Raw genomic sequence first — 19,028 nt, forward strand, 5'->3', positions numbered from 1 at the left:
TAAAATGAGTGTCTAAATGGAATTTTTTAAAGCTACAGTAGAGGATATGATTTATAAATAAAGCATAGGAGAGGTGAAAAATTGTATAAAAAGCTTTTATTTTCTTTACCAGATATTTTACTTGTGTGTATTGTTTTCTACATAACATATACAAAATCTTTTAGTTTTGGACAGACGTTAGTAATTTCAATTGCAATCGGAATCATCGGTGGTCTTGTTATAAGAATTTGTAAGGATGTATTCACGTATATAAGGTGGACAATTAAACAGAGGAAATGTTGAATAAGTTGTATTGCTATTAGGAGGAGATGAAATGACTAATAAAAAGAATAGAGTAAAAAACGAGATAGTACTTTGGACATTAACAGCGGTTGTTCTTTTAATTGTATGGTACTTTTTTCAAAGATAAAAACGCATCGCACTTTGAAAAAAAAGCACGATGCGTTTTTATTATTTTTTTTGCCAATTTTCTTTTATAAAGTCTTCACGGCCAGATTCTTTTTGCTCAGTAGCATATTTCTCTGGATTCTTTTTATAGAAATGTTGATGGTATTCTTCGGCCTCATAAAAAGGTGCAGCCGGGCGAATTTCAGTCACGATTGGATCTTTAAACATACAGCTTTCTGCTAGCGTTTGCTTCGATTTTTCTGCAAGCTCTTTTTGTGTTTCATTATGATAAAAAATTGCTGTGCGGTAAGAGGGACCACGGTCAAAAAATTGTCCGCCATCATCAGTCGGATCGATTTGTGGCCAATATAAATCTAGTAATTTTTGATACGGGAAAATAGAAGGATCGAATGTAATTTGAACGACTTCTAAATGGCCAGATGTTCCAGCTTTTACTTGTTCATATGTTGGATTTTCTATATGACCACCTGCATAGCCAGAAAGTACTTTATGAATACCAGGAAGTTCATCAAATGGTTTTACCATGCACCAAAAGCAACCACCTGCGAAGGTTGCGAGTTCGTATGTTTTTTCGGACATTGCTGTAATCCTCCTAAATGTATATGTCTTATATAGTATTATATAAATTGTTTTATTGCGCAATAAAAAAGATTTGAAAATATATGTTTTTTATAAACAAGATCCTCCGCTCACATCAATTAATTGTCCAGTAACCCAGCGGCTGTCTGGAGAGGCAAGAAAAGCAGCGGTATCGGCAATATCTTCTACTTCACCTAAGCGATTGAAGGCGGAAATAGTAGTAGCGTACTGTTTCATCATTGGGTCGCTCAATAGTTCTGCATTCATATCTGTTTTAATAAAGCCTGGAAGTATTGCATTTACTGTTATTCCTCGTGCTCCGAGTTGTTTTGCAAGCGTGAAAGTCATCGTGTTAATTGCACCTTTCGTCATACTATATGCAACGAAATCAGGCAAAGAAATGCGGGTGGCAGCTGATGAAATATTAATAATTCGGCTATTATCACGTAAACGTGGTAGTGCTTGTTGAATGATAAAGAATGGTGCTTTTGCATTTACTGAAACCATTCTATCAAAAAATTGTTCAGTCGTTTCTTCAATAAAAGCACCAGGACCGATTCCAGCGTTGTTTATTAAAATATCAAATTGTGTTCCACCAGTTCTTTTTTGTAGTTCGTTATCTAGAGAAATATACAGGTTATCTACACCGTGTAAAGATTCAAGATTTGCACCGATAGAAAAAGCTGATCCGCCATTTGATTGAATTTCATGAACAGTTTCTTCAGCATCTTCTTTTCGATTTCCATAATGAACAGCAACTAATGCACCGTCGTTTGCTAACCGTTTTGCGATAGCACGTCCAATTCCTCGGCTTGCTCCTGTAACTAATGCTATTTTACCTTTTAACATAGTTTTCTCATCTCCTCATAAATTGTATATGTTTTTAAGTTGTTTTTCTTTATGTAGTAATGCGAACATACTTAAGTAATATATGAGTATGTGTAAGAAGTTCATTCCGATTTTGTTTTGAGAAAAAATAAATATATTTCTGGTAAATAGAATGAATTTTAATGTTTTTCTAAAAACATGTTGACAATGGAAAGAACCGCGTCCTATAATACGTGTAACAAATAAAAGTTAATTAAGAATTTTCTAACTTTATATGTTGTATATGCAAAGAAGAGGAAAGTAGATGATTATGGTCGTTTCAGAGAGCTACTCCTAGGCTGTGAGAGTAGTAGCAATCGAATCATTGAAGATCACCTCGGAGCATCGCTTGCGAAAGGGAAACTGAGTAGAGGGCGGCGGCATCGTCTCCGGTAAAAGGACGGAGGTCTGATTGGACCTATGAAGCTTATATTTCGTGAGAAGTATAAGGAAGCTGAGTGGTAACGCGAAACTCTCGCCTCAGCAATCAAAGCTACTAATTTGTAGTAGTTGATTGCTGAGGCGAGAGTTTTTATTTTAAAAAATAGAATAAAAGAATGCGAGGAAGAGGAGAGTAAATGATAAAGATTGTTTCAGAGAGCCGCCCAAAGGCTGTGAGGGTGGTAACAATTGAATCATTGAAAATCACCTCGGAGCACTGCTTTTGAAGTTAGTAAAAAGTAGCGGAGTTGTTTCCGATAGAAAAACAAAAGTCTAATTGGACTTGCAGAGCTTATATTTCGTGAGAAGTGTAAGGAAGCTGAGTGGTACCACGAGTCTCTCGTCTCAGCAATGGATTGCTACAAGTGTGTAAGTAATCGATTGTTGAGACGAGTATATTTTTAAGGTTAGTATACTGAATATTCTGTTAAAAATACTCATCTCAGCAATCGATATAGAAATAGGTTGCAAAAATAGAGAGAAAAAAGAGGAGAGATGTGAGATGGGAAACCAGTACATTTATATGAATGGGGAATTTGTAGAAAAAGAAAAGGCAGTTGTTTCAGTATATGATCACGGCTTTTTATACGGGGACGGTGTATTTGAAGGGATTCGTAGTTACGGAGGAAATGTATTTTGTTTAAAAGAACATGTGAAACGATTATATGAATCGGCGAAATCTATTTTACTTACAATTCCAATGGCGGTTGACGAAATGGAAGAAGCAGTTTTACAAACATTGCAAAAAAATGAATACGCGGATGCCTACATTCGATTAATTGTTTCAAGAGGAAAAGGTGACTTAGGACTCGATCCGAGAAGTTGTGTGAAACCGAGCGTAATTATTATTGCAGAGCAATTAAAGTTATTCCCGCAGGAATTTTATGATAATGGACTAAGCGTTGTATCTGTTGCATCAAGACGTAATACACCAGATGCATTAGACCCACGTATTAAGTCAATGAACTATTTAAATAACGTACTTGTGAAAATTGAAGCCGCACAAGCAGGCGTACTTGAGGCACTTATGCTCAACCAACAAGGATATGTTTGTGAAGGATCTGGAGATAATGTTTTCATTGTGAAAGATGGAAAAGTGTTAACACCTCCTTCGTACTTAGGGGCGCTAGAAGGTATTACGAGAAATAGTGTGATTGAGTTATGTGAGCGACTTAATATTCCGTGTGAGGAAAGGCCGTTTACTCGCCATGACGTATATGTAGCAGATGAAGTGTTTTTAACAGGAACTGCAGCGGAACTAATTCCTGTAGTGAAAGTAGATTCAAGAGAAATTGGAGATGGAAAACCAGGAGATGTAACAAAAAGATTAACCGAAGAATTTAAAAAATTAACGAGAGAAAGAGGAGTACGTGTTCCAGGATTGGCGGAAAGTTTAGCGTAAATAGGGAGAGGAGTTAATTGAAATGGAGGAACAGTATACAGCATATGATGAACTGCAGAGTGAAGAAGCTACAGGTGCTGGACACGTTATTCAATGTTTGAAGAAATTAGGTGTAACGACTGTTTTCGGTTATCCGGGCGGCGCGATTTTACCAATATACGATGCGTTATACGAAAGTGGTTTAAAGCACGTGTTAACTCGTCATGAACAAGCTGCCATTCATGCGGCAGAAGGATATGCGAGAGCTTCGGGAAAGGTTGGGGTAGTCTTTGCTACCTCTGGCCCAGGGGCGACGAATTTAGTTACGGGTTTAGCAGATGCTTATATGGATTCGATTCCTTTAGTTGTCATTACAGGGCAAGTTGCAACGCCTTTAATTGGTAAAGACGGATTTCAAGAAGCGGATGTTGTCGGAATTACAGTACCTGTTACGAAGCATAATTACCAAGTTCGTGATGTAAATCATTTATCACGAACTGTGCAAGAAGCTTTTTACATCGCCGAAAGCGGGCGACCGGGACCGGTATTAATTGATATTCCAAAAGATGTTCAAAATGCAAATGTAACAAGTTTCTTTAATGAAGAAGTGGAGATTCTAGGATATAAACCAGAACCTTTTCCAGACAGTTTGAAACTGAGAGAGGTAGCAAAATCAATTTCAAAAGCAAAACGCCCACTCCTTTATATCGGGGGAGGCGTCATTCATTCAGGCGGATCTGAAGAACTCATCAAGTTTGCGAGGGAGAATCGTATTCCAGTCGTTTCAACTTTAATGGGACTGGGGGCATATCCGCCGGGAAATCCGTTGTTTTTAGGAATGCTCGGTATGCATGGAACGTACGCTGCAAATATGGCAGTAACAGAATGTGACTTATTACTGGCGTTAGGTGTTCGTTTCGATGATCGTGTAACAGGGAAATTAGAACTTTTTTCTCCGCATTCGAAAAAAGTACATATTGATATTGATCCTTCTGAGTTCCATAAAAATGTAACTGTAGAGCATCCGATTGTTGGTGATGTGAAAAAGGCGCTACATATGCTGTTACATATGTCTATTTATACACAAACAGATGAATGGCTTCAGAAAGTGAAGAAGTGGCAAGAAGAATATCCACTTTCATATAAGCAAAAAGAATTTGAGTTAAAACCACAGCATGTTATCAACTTAGTAAGTGAATTAACGAATGGTGAAGCGATTGTCACGACAGAGGTAGGACAGCATCAAATGTGGGCTGCTCACTTTTATAAAGCGAGAAAACCACGGACTTTTCTAACATCAGGGGGATTAGGGACGATGGGATTTGGTTTTCCAGCAGCAATTGGTGCTCAGCTTGCAAAAGAAGAAGAACTTGTCATCTGTATTGCTGGTGATGCTTCTTTCCAAATGAACATTCAAGAGCTGCAAACAATTGCTGAAAATAATATTCCTGTCAAAGTATTCATTATAAACAACAAATTTTTAGGAATGGTAAGGCAATGGCAAGAAATGTTTTATGAAAACCGTTTGTCGGAATCGAGAATTGGGTCAACAGATTTTGTGAAAGTAGCAGAAGCTTATGGTGTAAAAGGGCTAAGAGCAACAAATTCGTTTGAGGCGAAAAAGGTAATGTTAGAAGCGTTTTCTCATGAAGGTCCTGTCGTAGTTGACTTTTGTGTAGAAGAAGGTGAGAACGTCTTTCCAATGGTTCCGCCAAACAAAGGGAATAACGAAATGATTATGAAGAGGTGGGAAGAATGAGTCATACTTTTTCATTAGTTATTCATAACGATCCGAGCGTCTTATTACGTATAAGCGGAATTTTTGCTCGGCGTGGTTATTATATTTCTTCTTTAAATTTAAACGAAAGAGATACAAGTGGTGTTTCTGATATGAAACTAACAGCAGTTTGTACTGAAAATGAAGCAACGTTACTTGTCAGTCAGTTGAAAAAATTAATCAATGTACTGCAAGTAAATAAATTATAAGGAGTGTATGGAATATGAAAACTTATTATGAGAAAGATGCAAATTTAGAGCTATTAAAAGGGAAGACAGTTGCGGTAGTTGGATATGGATCTCAAGGTCATGCTCAAGCACAAAACTTACGAGATTCTGGTGTGGAAGTTGTAGTTGGTGTTCGTCCTGGTAAATCATATGAAGTAGCAAAAGCAGATGGGTTTGAAGTAATGTCCGTTTCAGAAGCGGTTCGAACCGCACAAGTTGTACAAATGTTATTGCCGGATGAACAGCAAGCGTATGTATATAAAACAGAAGTAGAAGAGAATCTTCGTGAAGGACAAATGTTACTTTTCTCACATGGATTTAATATTCACTTCGGGCAAATTAATCCGCCAAGTTACGTAGATGTAGCGATGGTCGCACCGAAGAGTCCAGGTCATCTCGTTCGCCGTGTCTTCCAAGAAGGAAATGGTGTTCCGGCATTAGTCGCAGTGCATCAAGACGCAACGGGAACAGCACTACATGTAGCATTAGCGTATGCAAAAGGTGTAGGTTGTACACGTGCAGGTGTAATTGAAACGACATTCCAAGAAGAAACAGAAACAGACTTATTCGGTGAGCAAGCAGTGCTTTGCGGAGGAGTAACAGCACTTGTGAAAGCTGGTTTTGAAACGTTAACGGAAGGTGGATATCGTCCTGAAATTGCATACTTTGAATGTTTACATGAATTAAAGTTAATTGTTGATTTAATGTATGAAGGCGGATTAACGAATATGCGCCATTCTATTTCAGATACGGCAGAGTTTGGAGATTATGTAACAGGATCGAGAATTGTTACAGATGAAACGAAGAAGGAAATGAAACGTGTTCTTGCAGAAATTCAGCAAGGTGAATTTGCGAAGAAATGGATTTTAGAAAATCAAGCAGGGCGTCCAACGTATAATGCGATGAAAAAAGCAGAACAAAATCATCAGCTAGAAAAAGTAGGAGCAGAGCTTCGTGAAATGATGAGCTGGATTAAGGAACCAGAAAAGAAAACGTTAGTAAAGAAATAGATTGAGAGAATATAAGTGAAAAATACGTAAGAGGGGATTTGACAAGATGAGAAGTGACATGATTAAAAAAGGTTTTGATAAAGCTCCGCATCGTAGTTTATTAAAAGCAACTGGTTTAAAAGATGAAGATTTTGATAAACCATTCATAGCAATTTGTAATTCTTTTATTGAAATTATTCCAGGTCATAAGCACTTAAATGAGTTTGGGAAACTTGTTAAAGACGCAGTACGTGCAGCAGGTATGGTTCCATTTGAATTTAATACAATTGGAGTAGATGACGGTATTGCGATGGGTCATATCGGTATGCGTTATTCGCTTCCGAGTCGTGAAATCATTGCAGATTCAGTAGAAACAGTTGTAAATGCACACTGGTTTGATGGAATGATTTGTATTCCAAACTGTGACAAAATTACACCAGGTATGATGATGGCTGCACTTCGAATAAACATTCCAACTGTTTTCGTTTCAGGTGGTCCGATGGCAGCGGGGAAAACATCTAAAGGGGAAGTTGTCGATTTAAGTTCTGTTTTTGAAGGGGTAGGAGCCTATCAATCTGGGAAAATTTCAGAAGAAGAATTAAAGGATATTGAAGATCATGGCTGTCCATCTTGTGGTTCTTGTTCCGGTATGTTTACAGCGAACTCTATGAACTGTTTATGTGAAGTGTTAGGTTTAGCTCTTCCTGGTAACGGGAGTATTTTAGCGATTGATCCAAGACGTGAGGAGTTAATTAAACAAGCAGCAGAAAAATTAAAAATTTTAATTGAAAGAGATATTAAACCACGCGACATTGTAACAGAAGAAGCAATTGATGATGCGTTTGCACTTGATATGGCGATGGGTGGATCAACGAATACAGTATTACACACGTTAGCACTCGCACAAGAGGCGGGATTAGATTACGATATGAACCGCATTGATGCAGTTTCAAGGCGTGTACCGCATTTATGTAAAGTAAGTCCAGCTTCTAATTGGCATATGGAAGATATCGATCGCGCAGGCGGGATTAGTGCAATTTTGAAAGAGATGAGCCGAAAAGAAGGGGTACTTCACCTTGATCGTATAACTGCTACTGGGCAAACATTAAGAGAAAACATTGCTCATGCAGAGATTCAAGATAAGGAAGTTATTCATTCTCTCGAAAATCCTCATAGTGAAGAAGGAGGATTACGTATATTAAAAGGAAACCTTGCGAAAGACGGAGCGGTTATTAAAAGCGGAGCAACAGAAGTAAAACGATTTGAAGGACCTTGCGTTATCTTTAATTCACAAGATGAGGCGCTTGCCGGCATTATGCTTGGGAAAGTTAAGAAAGGAGATGTAGTTGTTATTCGCTATGAAGGACCAAGAGGCGGACCTGGTATGCCGGAAATGTTAGCACCAACATCAGCAATTGCTGGTATGGGATTAGGAGCAGATGTTGCACTTTTAACTGATGGTCGCTTCTCTGGTGCTTCACGTGGTATTTCGGTAGGGCACATTTCACCAGAAGCAGCAGCTGGCGGAACGATTGCACTTCTTGAACAAGGAGATATTGTATGTATTGATGTTGAGGAACGCTTGTTAGAAGTGAGAGTTAGTGATAAGGAATTAGAGAAGCGTAAAAAAGGGTGGAAACGACCAGAACCAAAAGTGAAAACTGGGTGGCTTGGACGTTATGCACAAATGGTAACATCGGCGAATACAGGTGCGGTTCTGAAAATTCCGAATTTTGATTGAGCCAATATAAAAAGAGATAAGGATGATATAAAATGGTGCAAAATGTAAAGGAGAGAGTGAAAATTGAAGATATCTTAATGGCTCATAATTGCATGAAAGATATCGTTATTAAAACACCGTTACAACGAGATTCAGTTTTATCTGAGAAATATGAATGTGACGTATATGTTAAGCGAGAAGATTTACAAGTTATTCGTTCTTTCAAAATTCGTGGTGCGTATAATTTAATTCAAAGTTTACCGAAAGAAAAGTTACAAAATGGTGTTGTTTGTGCAAGTGCTGGTAATCATGCACAAGGAGTTGCTTATACGTGTAATTTATTGAAGATTCCGTCAAAAATTTTCATGCCGACAACGACACCTAAGCAAAAAGTATCACAAGTTGAATTTTTCGGTGGTGATTTCGCAGACATTGTATTAGTTGGTGATACATTTGATAGTTCTTTCCAAGAGGCGCAGCGCTATTGTGTAGAAAATAGGATGACATTTGTACATCCGTTTGATGATCCGTATGTCGTTGCTGGTCAAGGAACAGTCGCTGTTGAAATTATGCATGATATGGAGAAACCAGTTGATTATATATTTACAGCAATTGGCGGTGGTGGATTAGCATCTGGTATTGGTACATATGTAAAGGGGGTTAGTCCTACTACAAAGGTAATCGGTGTAGAACCGATGGGAGCTGCATCTATGAAAGAAGCTTTTCTTCAAAATGAAAATGTTGCATTAGAAAAGATTGATAGTTTTGTTGATGGAGCAGCTGTTAAGAAGGTAGGAAAGTTAACTTTTGAAACATGTAAAGATGTAATTGATGACATAGTTTTAGTACCAGAGGGAAAGGTTTGTACAACGATTTTAGAACTGTATAAGAAAAATGCAATTGTAGCAGAGCCAGCTGGTGCGCTTTCTATTGCGGCACTTGATCTATACAGAGATGAAATAAAGGGAAAAACAGTTGTATGCACGTTAAGTGGTGGAAATAATGATATTGATAGAATGCAAGAAATGAAAGAACGATCCCTTATTCATGAAGGATTAAAGCACTATTTCATCATTGAATTTCCGCAACGTTCAGGAGCACTACGAGAGTTTCTTGATAAAGGATTAGGACCGGAAGATGATATTACTCGCTTTGAGTATATTAAGAAACATAATAAAGAAAATGGTCCAGCTTTAGTGGGGGTAGAATTAAAGCATAAGGAAGACTATGAAGCTTTAATTACTCGTTTTCAAGAAAATAACATTCAATTCGTGGAGCTTAATAAAAATCCTGTGCTGTTTGATTTACTTATTTAATAAAAGAAAAGAGTTAACATACAATTCTACTTGAAATAAAAAAGATAGATACAGGAGGGAAATCCTGCTTGTTCTATCTTTTTTATTCTTTGAAAGTTAAACGAAATACGCTCCATATTCAAGAAGGATAAAGCTAGTTAACCAAAAAAGTATTGCAATACGAATGATTACATACATTGTAAATTCAAAGGGAGTAAGTTTTCTCTCTCGCTTTATTTTTCTTAGAAGTCTAACAGAAAAAAATGAACATAAAAGCAGGATTGCTATAGATATTTTATACACGTTTTCTAACAGACTTATATTTTCTAATAAGTTTTTCAGCATATTCATCACCTATCCCGTAATGTATGTTACAGAGAAATGAATTTCGTGCTGTTTAGTTGCGTTTGTTTATTATTTTCCCAGTATCATCAATTTCTACATCAGTTGAAACCGTTTGTAAATATTGCAGTGCTTTTTTCTTTTCTTCTTCATTTACAGGAGAAACTTGGTTGTTGCGAATGATGTAAGGATTGAATGACATTTGGACATCCTTACCTTTAAAGGTTAAAGTTAATACGCCTGTTTCGGCACTCTTTCCATTTACATAATTCGGGAATAAAAAGTTTCCTAACGAGTATGCGATAGGAACTTTATTGTAATACTCAAATCCTTGTAACCAATGCGGGTGACTTCCAACGATTGCATCAGCACCCGCCTCTACCATTTTTGGAACATATTGTTTCTGGTATTCTATTGGACGATTAGATTTTTCGACGCCCCAATGCATATAGACGATTACATAATCAGCATCTTTCTTTTGCTCTTGAATCGTTTTTGTTACAAGATCTAGGTCATATCCGTTTGCAACGCCGGGTTTATTGTCACCAGCTACCCAATTAAAGTTGGGCATAAAGCGTACAAAGGAAAGAAATTTAAACTTTTTTCCTTTTACAGTTAGTTCACGAGCAGTATAAGCATCTTCAGCATTTTTTCCGGCTCCAGTGTAAGGTAGTTTTAATTTTTCGACGTGAGAAATGGTGTCTAGTAGTCCATCTTGCCCATAATCAAGCGTATGGTTATTGCCAATGTTCACGATGTCATATCCGGTGTTTTTAATGGCTTGTAGTGTGGATGGATCACTTTTAATCCAAAATTGTTGCCCAGGTACTCTTTTTTCTCTCGTTGTAAATGCTGACTCTAAATTAACAAAAGAAATATCAGCTTTCGTTATTTCTTCTTTTACGTGTTGGAATGGATAATCAGCCCCATTTTTTTCGATTACGGGACGTAATTGCCAATCGAACATTGTATCACCAGAGAAGGTGAGTGTGATTTCAGGGTCTTCGGTTTTCTTTTCGCTTTTTGAAGCTGTTTTACTAGATTTGTTCTGCATATCAGGTTTGTCTTTCGCTTTTGAAATAAAAGAGTAGTTGATTAATAAAACAATTGGTGTAATGAAAAAGGCTATTAACAGAAATCGTTTTAGTAAAGTTTTCATAAATACCTTCCCTTTTGAGTTTATCCCGCAATTAGATTAACAATGAATCTACTAAAGGCAATCGGTCTTTGTATAGTTACAAAAAATAGCGGGTTATGTAGTGAAAAACGTTTGTTAATATTCACAATATTACGTTAACATATAGGTAACCTGTAAATCAATGTATAAACCAAAATATAGAAATAAAGAATTCGAAGGGTGAAGAATGAGAAATGGTTATATTAGGAGCAGTTGTAAATGGGATTTGTATTATATTTGGTACTTTACTTGGTAAATTATTTAGTGCAATTCCAGAAAGTATGAAGGGAACAATTATGCATGCAATTGGTTTAGCGGTTACTGTACTTGGACTTCAAATGGCATTAAAAAGTGAAAATTTTCTTGTTGTCATACTAAGTTTAGTTATTGGTACGGTAATCGGAGAATGGCTACAATTAGAAGAAAGGTTAAAACTGTTAGGGGATTGGCTAGAAAATAAAGTTGGATCGAAAGGGAAAGGGAGCATATCAGAAGGCTTTGTAACAGCCACGCTTATTTTTGCAATCGGAGCGATGGGGATACTTGGTGCATTGGACAGTGGGATTCGCGGAAATCATGATATTTTATTTACAAAGGCGATTATCGATGGATTCATTTCTATTATATTAACGACAACTCTAGGAATTGGCGTAGTATTTTCAGCGATTCCAGTGATTTTATATGAGGGAGGTATTGCAGTTTTTGCAACACAAATTAATAGTTTTGTTCCAAAAGAATTAATGAATCAATTTATAGTGGAAATGACGGCTACTGGCGGTATTATGATATTCGCAATCGGATTAAACTTACTTGGATTTATTAAAATTAAAGTGGCAAATTTACTTCCAGGCATATTAATGGTTGGAGTAATTGTTTCTATTATATACGGTTATGGTTTGATAATAAGTCATTAGGGGAATGGATATAGATGATGGAATTCCAATTTACAAAACGTGCATATAAAATATTGGAGATTGCAGCAGAAGAGGCTGAGTGTAGTAAAGGTATTATCCATCCAGTTCATCTATTTATAGGAGCTTGTAAGGAAGGTAATGGAGTTTGCGCGGAGTTACATATGTATTTATTTCACACGGTGGGTATGGATTTTTTAGCAAAAATATCATTGCTCCAACAATATTATGCAAATGAAATAGAATACATAAATGTTGGGGAGTTTAAAGTTTCAAATAAGACGATAGAAGTTTTACAAGTAGCAAAGAAACGGATGGACCGTTTTCAGCAAGTATTAATAAATGAAGGGCATGTTTTATATGCACTGTTTCAAGTTGATACAGTTATTGAAAAGGTTATAAGTAAAAACGTGCAAAAAGAGCTGCTGAGTATTACATCTGAGTCAAGAGACTTAACCGTTGATTTAAAAAGATTTAATCCTATTTATAATAATTTTAATTTTAATGTTAGAAGAGCTGTCTTTTCTGATTTTGAAAAGTTGGCACGTTTTGTTAAGGATGAATTTGGTGAACATTGGTTAAAATCTTTAGATTATGGATTTCGGACATATAAAGAGGAGTTACCTATTTTTATTGCTGAGCAGGAAGGAGCAATCATTGGTTTCGCTTGTTACGATGTTGTGAGAGGAAAAAAAGGGTTGTTTGGCCCGATGGGTACAGCGAAACATAATCGTGTGAACGGTGTTGGGAAGACGTTATTGAATCATTGTTTATATAACATGAAGAAAAGCGGATATGAGTATGCAATTATAGGACAAGCAGGTCCGATTGAGTTTTATGAGAGGTGCTGTAATGCACGTTTAATACCCATAGGAGATAATTAACTCTATCCCTTTGCAAAGAATGCAAAGGGATAGAGTTTTATTATGTATAAATCAAATTACTAAACTTTTTCCAGGAAACGGTGTAGAATGGGTATCTAATGAAAGAAGGTGTGAAAATGGCCAGCTGGAAACGAAATTTAATGATTTGTTGGCTAGGTTGTTTTACCACTGCAGCCGGTATGAGTTTAGTAATTCCTTTTTTATCTTTTTATATTGAGGAATTAGGGGTGACCGGCACTTCTAGTATTGCACAGTGGTCGGGACTTGCATTTGGTGTAACATTTTTAATGGGTGCGATTGTATCACCGATATGGGGAAAGCTCGGTGATATACATGGACGGAAATTGATGCTTATACGTGCTAGCCTTGGTATGACGATAATTATGACGCTTATGGGGTTTGTGACAGATGTGTATCAATTAGTCGCACTTCGGTTTTTAATGGGATCGGTATCAGGTTTCCTTTCTACAGCGATGACACTTATTGCTGCAGAAACTCCGCAAGAACATTCAGGTTGGGCAATTTCTACAATCTCAACTGGAGGCGTGAGCGGTTCGTTACTTGGGCCGATACTCGGAGGTTATTTGTCAGAGTTAATCGGAATGCGCCATGTTTTTCTAGTTACAGGAGCTTTCTTATTCCTGTCCTTTCTTATCGTCTTTTTCTTCTTACATGAGGAGAAACATTCTGCTAAAGAAAAAAAGGCACAGCCGAAAAAAGTATGGACGATGGTCCCTGCAAAACATTTAATAATAAGTTTATTTGTAGCAACGTTTATTATTCAGCTTGCAAATATGTCGATTCAACCTATTATTACGTTGTATGTAAAGCATTTGGCAGGACCAGGAACAGATCATATTGAAATACTTGCAGGTGCAGTCATGTCTGCGACAGGATTAGCAGTTATTTTAGCAGCTCCTAAGCTAGGAAGATTATCAGATCATATTGGACCTCAAAAAACGTTAGTTGTAGCGTTGTTTGCTGCAGGAATTATTTTTATTCCGCAAGCATTTGTAACCTCAGCTTGGCAACTATTAATTCTTCGCTTTTTATTAGGTATTGCACAAGCAGGACTATTACCTTCCGTACAAACTCTACTAAAACAACATACGCCAACCCATGTAACGGGACGAATATTTGGATATAATCAATCATTTCAGTTTTTAGGAAATATGATTGGGCCAGTACTTGGTGGACAAATTGCAGCTCATGCAGGCTTCCAATATGTTTTCTTCTCTACATCATCACTATTATTTATTGCGTGCATTTGGGTTTATTTTCATAGTAAGAACGAAGAGGTATCAGAGAAACGACATTTGGAAGTTAGTTAACTATGTGAATGAAAAACAGAAAAAGGATGAAGCAATATTGCTTCATCCTTTTTCATTAAAATTGAAGGCAAAGATAACTTAATGTACCAAGCTCGTAGCTACGGTGAATGACCGTACCGTCGTTCTCACCACTACCCATCGCGATAAATAGAGGAACAAAATGTTCCGCTCTTGGTACAGCTAATTGTGCATGAGGAGCATTTCTTTCCCAGTTAAACAATGCATCTTTATCGCTAGTATGCATATGATTTATAATCCAATCATCAAATTCAATCGCCCATTGTTCCGGAGTTGTTTCATTCCATTTTAATGCTCGTAAATTATGAACAGTAACTCCGCTGCCGATTACTAAAATATCTTCTTGTCCAAGTCCTTTTAGTGCTTCTCCAATTTCAAATTGTTCTTTTGCAGGAAGGAATGGATTTACTGATATTTGTACGACAGGAATATTGGCTTCTGGGTACATACGATGCAGGAGTGTCCATGAGCCATGATCTAAACCTCTCGTCATATTATGATGGACTGGAATGCCTTTGTTTTTAAATTTTGTTTCTAGCATAGACGCAATGCTAGAAGAGCCTTTCGCATGATATTTGATTTCGTATAACTCAGGAGGAAAACCTCCAAAGTCATAAATTGTTTCATATACTTCATCTGAAGAGGAGATCGTTAATACTTCACTTTCCCAGTGAGCGGTAAAAATAACAATAGCTTTCGGTTTATATGTTTCTCCAAGTGTCTTTAAAAAGCGTGTATAGTCTGTATCTTGAATAGCAAGCATAGGTGATCCATGTGCTAAAAATAGTGAGGGCATCATGATTAAAACCTCCTAAAAATATATTAATTACTTTATGTAAGTAACTATATAATTTTATTTTAAATTCGTCAAGATAATAGTTTAATATGTAATCGGAAAAATAGATTATTTGTCATAATGAAAGCAATTGCATATAATACATAATAAGAATAATGAATGTTTATTCATTATAAAAAAAGATATACATAATAGATTTGGAGGCTGTCGGAATGAGCATACAGGAAAGTTTCGTTACGGCATTGGATAAATCGGAAATTTACTTGCGTAAATGGTTACCAGAAGGAAATCCGCGGGGAATTGTTCAAATTGCACATGGTATGACAGAACATGCAGGTGTTTATACAGAATTTATTGATGCTTTATTAGAAGCAGGATATGGTGTTTATGCTCATGATCATAAAGGGCATGGAAAAACAGTGAAAAGGGAAGAAGACTATGGTCATTTTGAACCAAATTTAGGTTGGAATCAGGCTGTGTCTGATGTTATCTTTGTTTCGGAAATGATAAAAGAAGAGCAGACATGCCCGTTATTTTTACTTGGACATAGTATGGGTTCTTTTTTATCAAGACGTGCTGTACAACTTAAAGGTGAATTATATGATGGATTCCTTATTTCAGGAACTGGTGGAAATCCAGGGCTTTTAGGAAGTATCGGTCATAAAGTAGCGACAATTGAGATGAAACTTCGCGGAAAGAAAACGAAAAGTCCGATGCTGAACTTCTTATCTTTCGGAAACTTCAACTCACACTTTAAGCCAAATCGTACGAAATTTGATTGGTTATCTTCAGATATTCATCAAGTTGATAAGTATATTGCGGATCCGTTATGTGGATTCATTTGCACGACTAGTTTTTACCGAGAATTGTTTCATGGAGTTCTAGAAGTAAATAAAATAGAAGAATACAAGAAGACACCAAAAAATCTTCCCATACATATATTCTCTGGTGATCGTGATCCTGTTGGGGATATGGGGAAAGGTGTAAAAGAAGTATACGAAAACTATAAAAAATGTGGTGTGAAAGATGTAACACTTCGTTTATATGAAAATGGTAGACATGAAATGTTCCATGAAGTGAATAGAGAAGATGTATTTCAAGATTTGATTTCATGGTTAGATGAGCATATTGTATAAGAAGAAACCTCACTTCATGCTGAAGTGAGGTTTTTTGAAAAATTGGAGGATTGATTATGAGTGAATTTGTAAATAAAGAATATGTAGAAATAGATTTTCAAGATGTCTGGATAAAAGACGAGGAATTGAAAAATTGTACCTTTATAAAATGCCGTTTTAGAGGGATAGATGCATCAGAAGTTTTTACTAAAAATTGTAATTTCATAGAATGTGATTTTACTGGTACTCTTTTTAATGCTTCTATCCATCAAGGAACTACGTTTGCTAATTGTAGGTTTTTTGGTGCGAATTTATTTGTATCTAAGTTTGAAGAATGTAAAATGACTGGTTCGGATTTCGAAGAGGCGAATTTAGACGGAATAACAATTACATCAGGCGATTGGTCATATACGAATTTAAGGTTTGCGAACTTAAGTAAACAAATGTTAAAGGGTAACTAACTGTTACGATTTATTTAACCAATTATAACTAAAGTTAATTAAATATATCAGTAAGCCCTGCTAGTCAAGTGATTGGCTAGTAGTGAGGGTTAACTGCGGGCAATCCCTAAAGCTGATTGAACTACAACGTGGCTAGAAATGGTGAGCGTGAATGTTGCGAAAGCAGAAAAAATCAATCAGATGGTGCAAGGTTAAATCCTAAACATTAGAACAATGGGTCTTCCGCATCGAATCATCTAAGTTAAAATTGATAAGATGAACGTTCAACGACTATCTCGTATAACTGACGAGAGTACATCACAAGCCTATGGTGGTGGAAAAATCCTCTATCTCTAAAGAGATAAACATATAGTCTGCGCTCATGTGAAAACATGAGAAGTTCATAAGAGAACTGGCTAAGGAATTGCGCCCTTAGTTGAACAAGATAAATCTAATTAAATCTATCAAACTTCATTGAATCTATCGAAGGTAGGTACTATTGCGGATTCAATGAGGTGAGAATAATAATGAAATTTTTACGAGTTAGTCAAGTATCGGAATTAACAGGCTTGCATCCTAGTAGTCTTAGGAGAATGCACAAAAGCGGTGAATTAGTACCTGAAAAGGTGACTGCTGGTAGGACACGCTACTACTCAGAAGAGCAAATCTTTCATTATCTAAAAGGGGAGCGCCCAAATAATCGCACAGTAATTGGCTATTGTAGAGTCAGTTCTTCGAGTCAAAAAAACGACCTAGAAAGACAAGTCGATAGAATGAAGCAATATCTTATCGCGCGAGGTTATCAATTTGAAATTATCGAAGATATTGGTTCTGGAATCAACTATAAGAAAAAAGGCTTTAACAAGTTAATGGAACGCATTGAGAATAATGAGGTTGAAAAAATTGTTGTCATGCACAAAGATAGACTTGTGAGGTTCGGTTATGAGTTGGTTGAAAAGATTTGTCAACTACACGGAACAGCGATTGAAGTAATTGACAATACTACTAAGACAGAAGAACAGGAGGTCGTAGAAGACCTTGTTCAGATCATTACAGTATTTAGTTATAAACTTCAAGGCAAGCGCTCTAAAAAGACCAAACAGATAATCAAGGAGTTGATTTCTGGTGATATTGGCGAAGAAAGTCAGATTGATTCCAACGCCTGAACAAGAAAAAGTGCTTAGAAACCATGCTGGAGCTTCAAGATTCGCTTATAACTATTGTAAAAGAATGAGTGATAGATACTATAAGCTATTTGGAAAATCTGTTTCACAGTTAGCTTTACAGAAACGATTTACAAAGATCAAGAAGCGAAAGCGATATGAGTGGTTAAATGACATCAACGCACAAGTTCCAAAACAGGCTTCAAAAGATTTTGACAAGGCGCGAAAAAATTCGTTCAAAAAGTACAAAAATGGCTATCACACTTCTTATAAAACCAAAAAAGATTTAATCCAAGGATTTTATGCCAATTATGAAAGACTGATTATAGGAAAGAAAGTAGTTGATATTCAGTCTATTGGAGAAGTGAAAACAAGCCAACAACTACCAAGAAACAAAAAACCATCAAATCCAAGAGTTACATTTGATGGTCGTCACTGGTGGATTAGTGTAGGGTTCAAAGAAGAATTCGAACCACCAGAACTAACCAATGAGTCGATTGGTGTGGACGTTGGTTTAAAAGAGTTGTTTGTAGCTTCTAATGGTACGAAAGAACGAAATATAAACAAAGATGCTAAGGTTAAAAAACTTTTGAAAAGGAAAAAGTCAGCGCAAAGAGATATGTCTAGGAGATTTAAAAAAGGTGTAAAAATTCAATCTGCCGGATATGAAAAAGCTAAAACTGAGCACCTTCGGTTATCTAGGAAAATTACGAATATCCGAAATAACCATATCCATCAAGCAACAGCTAAATTGGTGAAAACCAAACCAATGAGGATTGTTGTGGAAGACTTACCTATCTCAAACCTGTTAAAAAACAAAAAACTATCGAAAGCATTTTCATTTCAAAAATTAAACTTCTTCTTTCAATGTTTATCATACAAGTGCGAGAAGTATGGCATTGAGTATGTAAAAGCCGATAAATGGTTCGCCTCAAGCAAGATTTGCTCATGTTGTGGCGTTAAATACGACCATTCAGTTCAACCAGAAGGACAGTGGAGTTTAAAGATTCGTGAATGGTGTTGTGTTGGGTGCAATAGCCATCACGAGAGGGATTTAAATGCTGCGATAAATTTATCAAGATGGGTAAAATAAATGCTTGATAATATGAGGTAACGATACTGCCTCGTGTGGAGTGTTATACCCCTCGTCCCTTCGGGGTTGCGAGA

Annotated in this window: 18 protein-coding genes, 1 pseudogene and 2 other annotated features; of the genes and pseudogenes, 14 read left to right on the forward strand and 5 right to left on the reverse strand. The window is 36.6% G+C overall.

Annotated features, from left to right (window positions below; genetic code table 11):
- Window positions 1-81 precede the first annotated feature (81 nt).
- Window positions 82-282 carry a hypothetical protein gene (locus JFT95_RS07225; protein ID WP_002012157.1) on the forward strand — a complete coding sequence of 67 codons (201 nt, stop codon included), beginning with the start codon at window positions 82-84 and terminating at the stop codon, window positions 280-282.
- A 168-nt stretch (window positions 283-450) separates the two neighbouring features.
- Here the strand turns inward: JFT95_RS07225 and msrA are convergent, their stop codons facing one another.
- Together msrA and JFT95_RS07235 are read right to left on the reverse strand one after the other, a co-directional pair.
- Complete coding sequence (gene msrA / locus JFT95_RS07230) at window positions 451-987, reverse strand: peptide-methionine (S)-S-oxide reductase MsrA (RefSeq protein ID WP_088039181.1); 537 nt, start codon at window positions 985-987, stop codon at window positions 451-453.
- Between the two features lie 90 nt (window positions 988-1,077).
- On the reverse strand, window positions 1,078-1,836 hold the full coding sequence (locus JFT95_RS07235) for an SDR family oxidoreductase (RefSeq protein ID WP_000911713.1): 759 nt from the start codon (window positions 1,834-1,836) through the stop codon (window positions 1,078-1,080).
- Window positions 1,837-2,094: 258 nt separating this feature from the next.
- Window positions 2,095-2,340: a binding site (T-box leader), on the forward strand.
- Between the two features lie 67 nt (window positions 2,341-2,407).
- Window positions 2,408-2,646: a binding site (T-box leader), on the forward strand.
- A gap of 151 nt (window positions 2,647-2,797) precedes the next feature.
- Here JFT95_RS07235 and ilvE point away from each other — a divergent pair.
- From ilvE to ilvA, 6 genes are read left to right on the forward strand one after another with little or no spacing between them, the layout of a single operon-like run.
- Window positions 2,798-3,697 (forward strand): branched-chain-amino-acid transaminase, encoded by a 900-nt coding sequence (gene ilvE, locus JFT95_RS07240; protein ID WP_000528143.1) that lies wholly within the window; start codon window positions 2,798-2,800, stop codon window positions 3,695-3,697.
- Between the two features lie 22 nt (window positions 3,698-3,719).
- Window positions 3,720-5,435 carry an acetolactate synthase large subunit gene (gene ilvB / locus JFT95_RS07245; protein WP_201051830.1) on the forward strand — a complete coding sequence of 572 codons (1,716 nt, stop codon included), beginning with the start codon at window positions 3,720-3,722 and terminating at the stop codon, window positions 5,433-5,435.
- On the forward strand, window positions 5,432-5,662 hold the full coding sequence (locus tag JFT95_RS07250) for an ACT domain-containing protein (RefSeq protein WP_002165980.1): 231 nt from the start codon (window positions 5,432-5,434) through the stop codon (window positions 5,660-5,662). Before ilvB ends, JFT95_RS07250 begins: the two co-directional genes overlap by 4 nt.
- A gap of 14 nt (window positions 5,663-5,676) precedes the next feature.
- Entirely contained in the window at window positions 5,677-6,690 is a 1,014-nt protein-coding gene (gene ilvC / locus JFT95_RS07255) for a ketol-acid reductoisomerase (protein ID WP_002012152.1), read from the forward strand.
- A 46-nt stretch (window positions 6,691-6,736) separates the two neighbouring features.
- Window positions 6,737-8,410, forward strand: coding sequence for a dihydroxy-acid dehydratase (ilvD, locus tag JFT95_RS07260; RefSeq protein ID WP_201051831.1), 1,674 nt, complete (start codon window positions 6,737-6,739; stop codon window positions 8,408-8,410).
- Between the two features lie 32 nt (window positions 8,411-8,442).
- The gene (gene ilvA / locus JFT95_RS07265; protein WP_002012149.1) at window positions 8,443-9,705 is read left to right on the forward strand and encodes a threonine ammonia-lyase IlvA; all 1,263 of its coding nucleotides are present in this window, start codon (window positions 8,443-8,445) and stop codon (window positions 9,703-9,705) included.
- Between the two features lie 96 nt (window positions 9,706-9,801).
- On the opposite strand, the gene JFT95_RS07270 is transcribed toward ilvA, so the two are convergent.
- On the reverse strand, window positions 9,802-10,029 hold the full coding sequence (locus tag JFT95_RS07270; protein ID WP_012260734.1) for a hypothetical protein: 228 nt from the start codon (window positions 10,027-10,029) through the stop codon (window positions 9,802-9,804).
- A 52-nt stretch (window positions 10,030-10,081) separates the two neighbouring features.
- Entirely contained in the window at window positions 10,082-11,185 is a 1,104-nt protein-coding gene (locus tag JFT95_RS07275) for a CapA family protein (RefSeq protein WP_002141275.1), read from the reverse strand.
- Window positions 11,186-11,397: 212 nt separating this feature from the next.
- Between JFT95_RS07275 and JFT95_RS07280 the strand changes: the two genes are divergently transcribed.
- The 3 genes from JFT95_RS07280 (at window position 11,398) to JFT95_RS07290 (ending at window position 14,329) form a co-directional block, all read left to right on the forward strand.
- On the forward strand, window positions 11,398-12,117 hold the full coding sequence (locus tag JFT95_RS07280) for a DUF554 domain-containing protein (protein ID WP_000236011.1): 720 nt from the start codon (window positions 11,398-11,400) through the stop codon (window positions 12,115-12,117).
- Between the two features lie 14 nt (window positions 12,118-12,131).
- Window positions 12,132-12,998 (forward strand): GNAT family N-acetyltransferase, encoded by an 867-nt coding sequence (locus JFT95_RS07285; RefSeq protein WP_201051832.1) that lies wholly within the window; start codon window positions 12,132-12,134, stop codon window positions 12,996-12,998.
- Between the two features lie 116 nt (window positions 12,999-13,114).
- Entirely contained in the window at window positions 13,115-14,329 is a 1,215-nt protein-coding gene (locus JFT95_RS07290; protein WP_201051833.1) for a multidrug efflux MFS transporter, read from the forward strand.
- A gap of 55 nt (window positions 14,330-14,384) precedes the next feature.
- Here JFT95_RS07290 and JFT95_RS07295 read toward each other — a convergent pair whose 3' ends face one another.
- Window positions 14,385-15,146: a DODA-type extradiol aromatic ring-opening family dioxygenase gene (locus tag JFT95_RS07295; RefSeq protein ID WP_002012144.1), complete on the reverse strand. Its 762-nt coding sequence runs from the start codon at window positions 15,144-15,146 to the stop codon at window positions 14,385-14,387.
- Window positions 15,147-15,355: 209 nt separating this feature from the next.
- On the opposite strand from JFT95_RS07295, the gene JFT95_RS07300 reads away from it, so the two are divergent.
- The 4 genes and pseudogenes from JFT95_RS07300 (at window position 15,356) to JFT95_RS07315 (ending at window position 18,954) form a co-directional block, all read left to right on the forward strand.
- Window positions 15,356-16,279, forward strand: coding sequence for an alpha/beta fold hydrolase (locus tag JFT95_RS07300; protein ID WP_201051834.1), 924 nt, complete (start codon window positions 15,356-15,358; stop codon window positions 16,277-16,279).
- A 56-nt stretch (window positions 16,280-16,335) separates the two neighbouring features.
- Window positions 16,336-16,713, forward strand: a pseudogene (locus JFT95_RS07305) (pentapeptide repeat-containing protein); the annotation flags it as partial.
- A 512-nt stretch (window positions 16,714-17,225) separates the two neighbouring features.
- Complete coding sequence (locus tag JFT95_RS07310) at window positions 17,226-17,864, forward strand: IS607 family transposase (RefSeq protein ID WP_201051835.1); 639 nt, start codon at window positions 17,226-17,228, stop codon at window positions 17,862-17,864.
- Window positions 17,824-18,954 carry an RNA-guided endonuclease InsQ/TnpB family protein gene (locus tag JFT95_RS07315; RefSeq protein ID WP_201051836.1) on the forward strand — a complete coding sequence of 377 codons (1,131 nt, stop codon included), beginning with the start codon at window positions 17,824-17,826 and terminating at the stop codon, window positions 18,952-18,954. Before JFT95_RS07310 ends, JFT95_RS07315 begins: the two co-directional genes overlap by 41 nt.
- Window positions 18,955-19,028 lie beyond the last annotated feature (74 nt).

The organism is Bacillus sp. TH17 (assembly GCF_016651125.1).
Lineage (GTDB): Bacteria > Bacillota > Bacilli > Bacillales > Bacillaceae_G > Bacillus_A > Bacillus_A mycoides.

Coding starts and splice junctions, on each gene's coding strand:
- msrA (WP_088039181.1), bottom strand. CDS start 987: ATGTCCGAAAAAACATACGAACTCGCAACCTTCGCAGGTGGTTGCTTT.
- JFT95_RS07235 (WP_000911713.1), bottom strand. CDS start 1,836: ATGTTAAAAGGTAAAATAGCATTAGTTACAGGAGCAAGCCGAGGAATT.
- ilvE (WP_000528143.1), top strand. CDS start 2,798: ATGGGAAACCAGTACATTTATATGAATGGGGAATTTGTAGAAAAAGAA.
- ilvB (WP_201051830.1), top strand. CDS start 3,720: ATGGAGGAACAGTATACAGCATATGATGAACTGCAGAGTGAAGAAGCT.
- JFT95_RS07250 (WP_002165980.1), top strand. CDS start 5,432: ATGAGTCATACTTTTTCATTAGTTATTCATAACGATCCGAGCGTCTTA.
- ilvC (WP_002012152.1), top strand. CDS start 5,677: ATGAAAACTTATTATGAGAAAGATGCAAATTTAGAGCTATTAAAAGGG.
- ilvD (WP_201051831.1), top strand. CDS start 6,737: ATGAGAAGTGACATGATTAAAAAAGGTTTTGATAAAGCTCCGCATCGT.
- ilvA (WP_002012149.1), top strand. CDS start 8,443: ATGGTGCAAAATGTAAAGGAGAGAGTGAAAATTGAAGATATCTTAATG.
- JFT95_RS07270 (WP_012260734.1), bottom strand. CDS start 10,029: ATGCTGAAAAACTTATTAGAAAATATAAGTCTGTTAGAAAACGTGTAT.
- JFT95_RS07275 (WP_002141275.1), bottom strand. CDS start 11,185: ATGAAAACTTTACTAAAACGATTTCTGTTAATAGCCTTTTTCATTACA.
- JFT95_RS07280 (WP_000236011.1), top strand. CDS start 11,398: ATGGTTATATTAGGAGCAGTTGTAAATGGGATTTGTATTATATTTGGT.
- JFT95_RS07285 (WP_201051832.1), top strand. CDS start 12,132: ATGATGGAATTCCAATTTACAAAACGTGCATATAAAATATTGGAGATT.
- JFT95_RS07290 (WP_201051833.1), top strand. CDS start 13,115: ATGGCCAGCTGGAAACGAAATTTAATGATTTGTTGGCTAGGTTGTTTT.
- JFT95_RS07295 (WP_002012144.1), bottom strand. CDS start 15,146: ATGATGCCCTCACTATTTTTAGCACATGGATCACCTATGCTTGCTATT.
- JFT95_RS07300 (WP_201051834.1), top strand. CDS start 15,356: ATGAGCATACAGGAAAGTTTCGTTACGGCATTGGATAAATCGGAAATT.
- JFT95_RS07310 (WP_201051835.1), top strand. CDS start 17,226: ATGAAATTTTTACGAGTTAGTCAAGTATCGGAATTAACAGGCTTGCAT.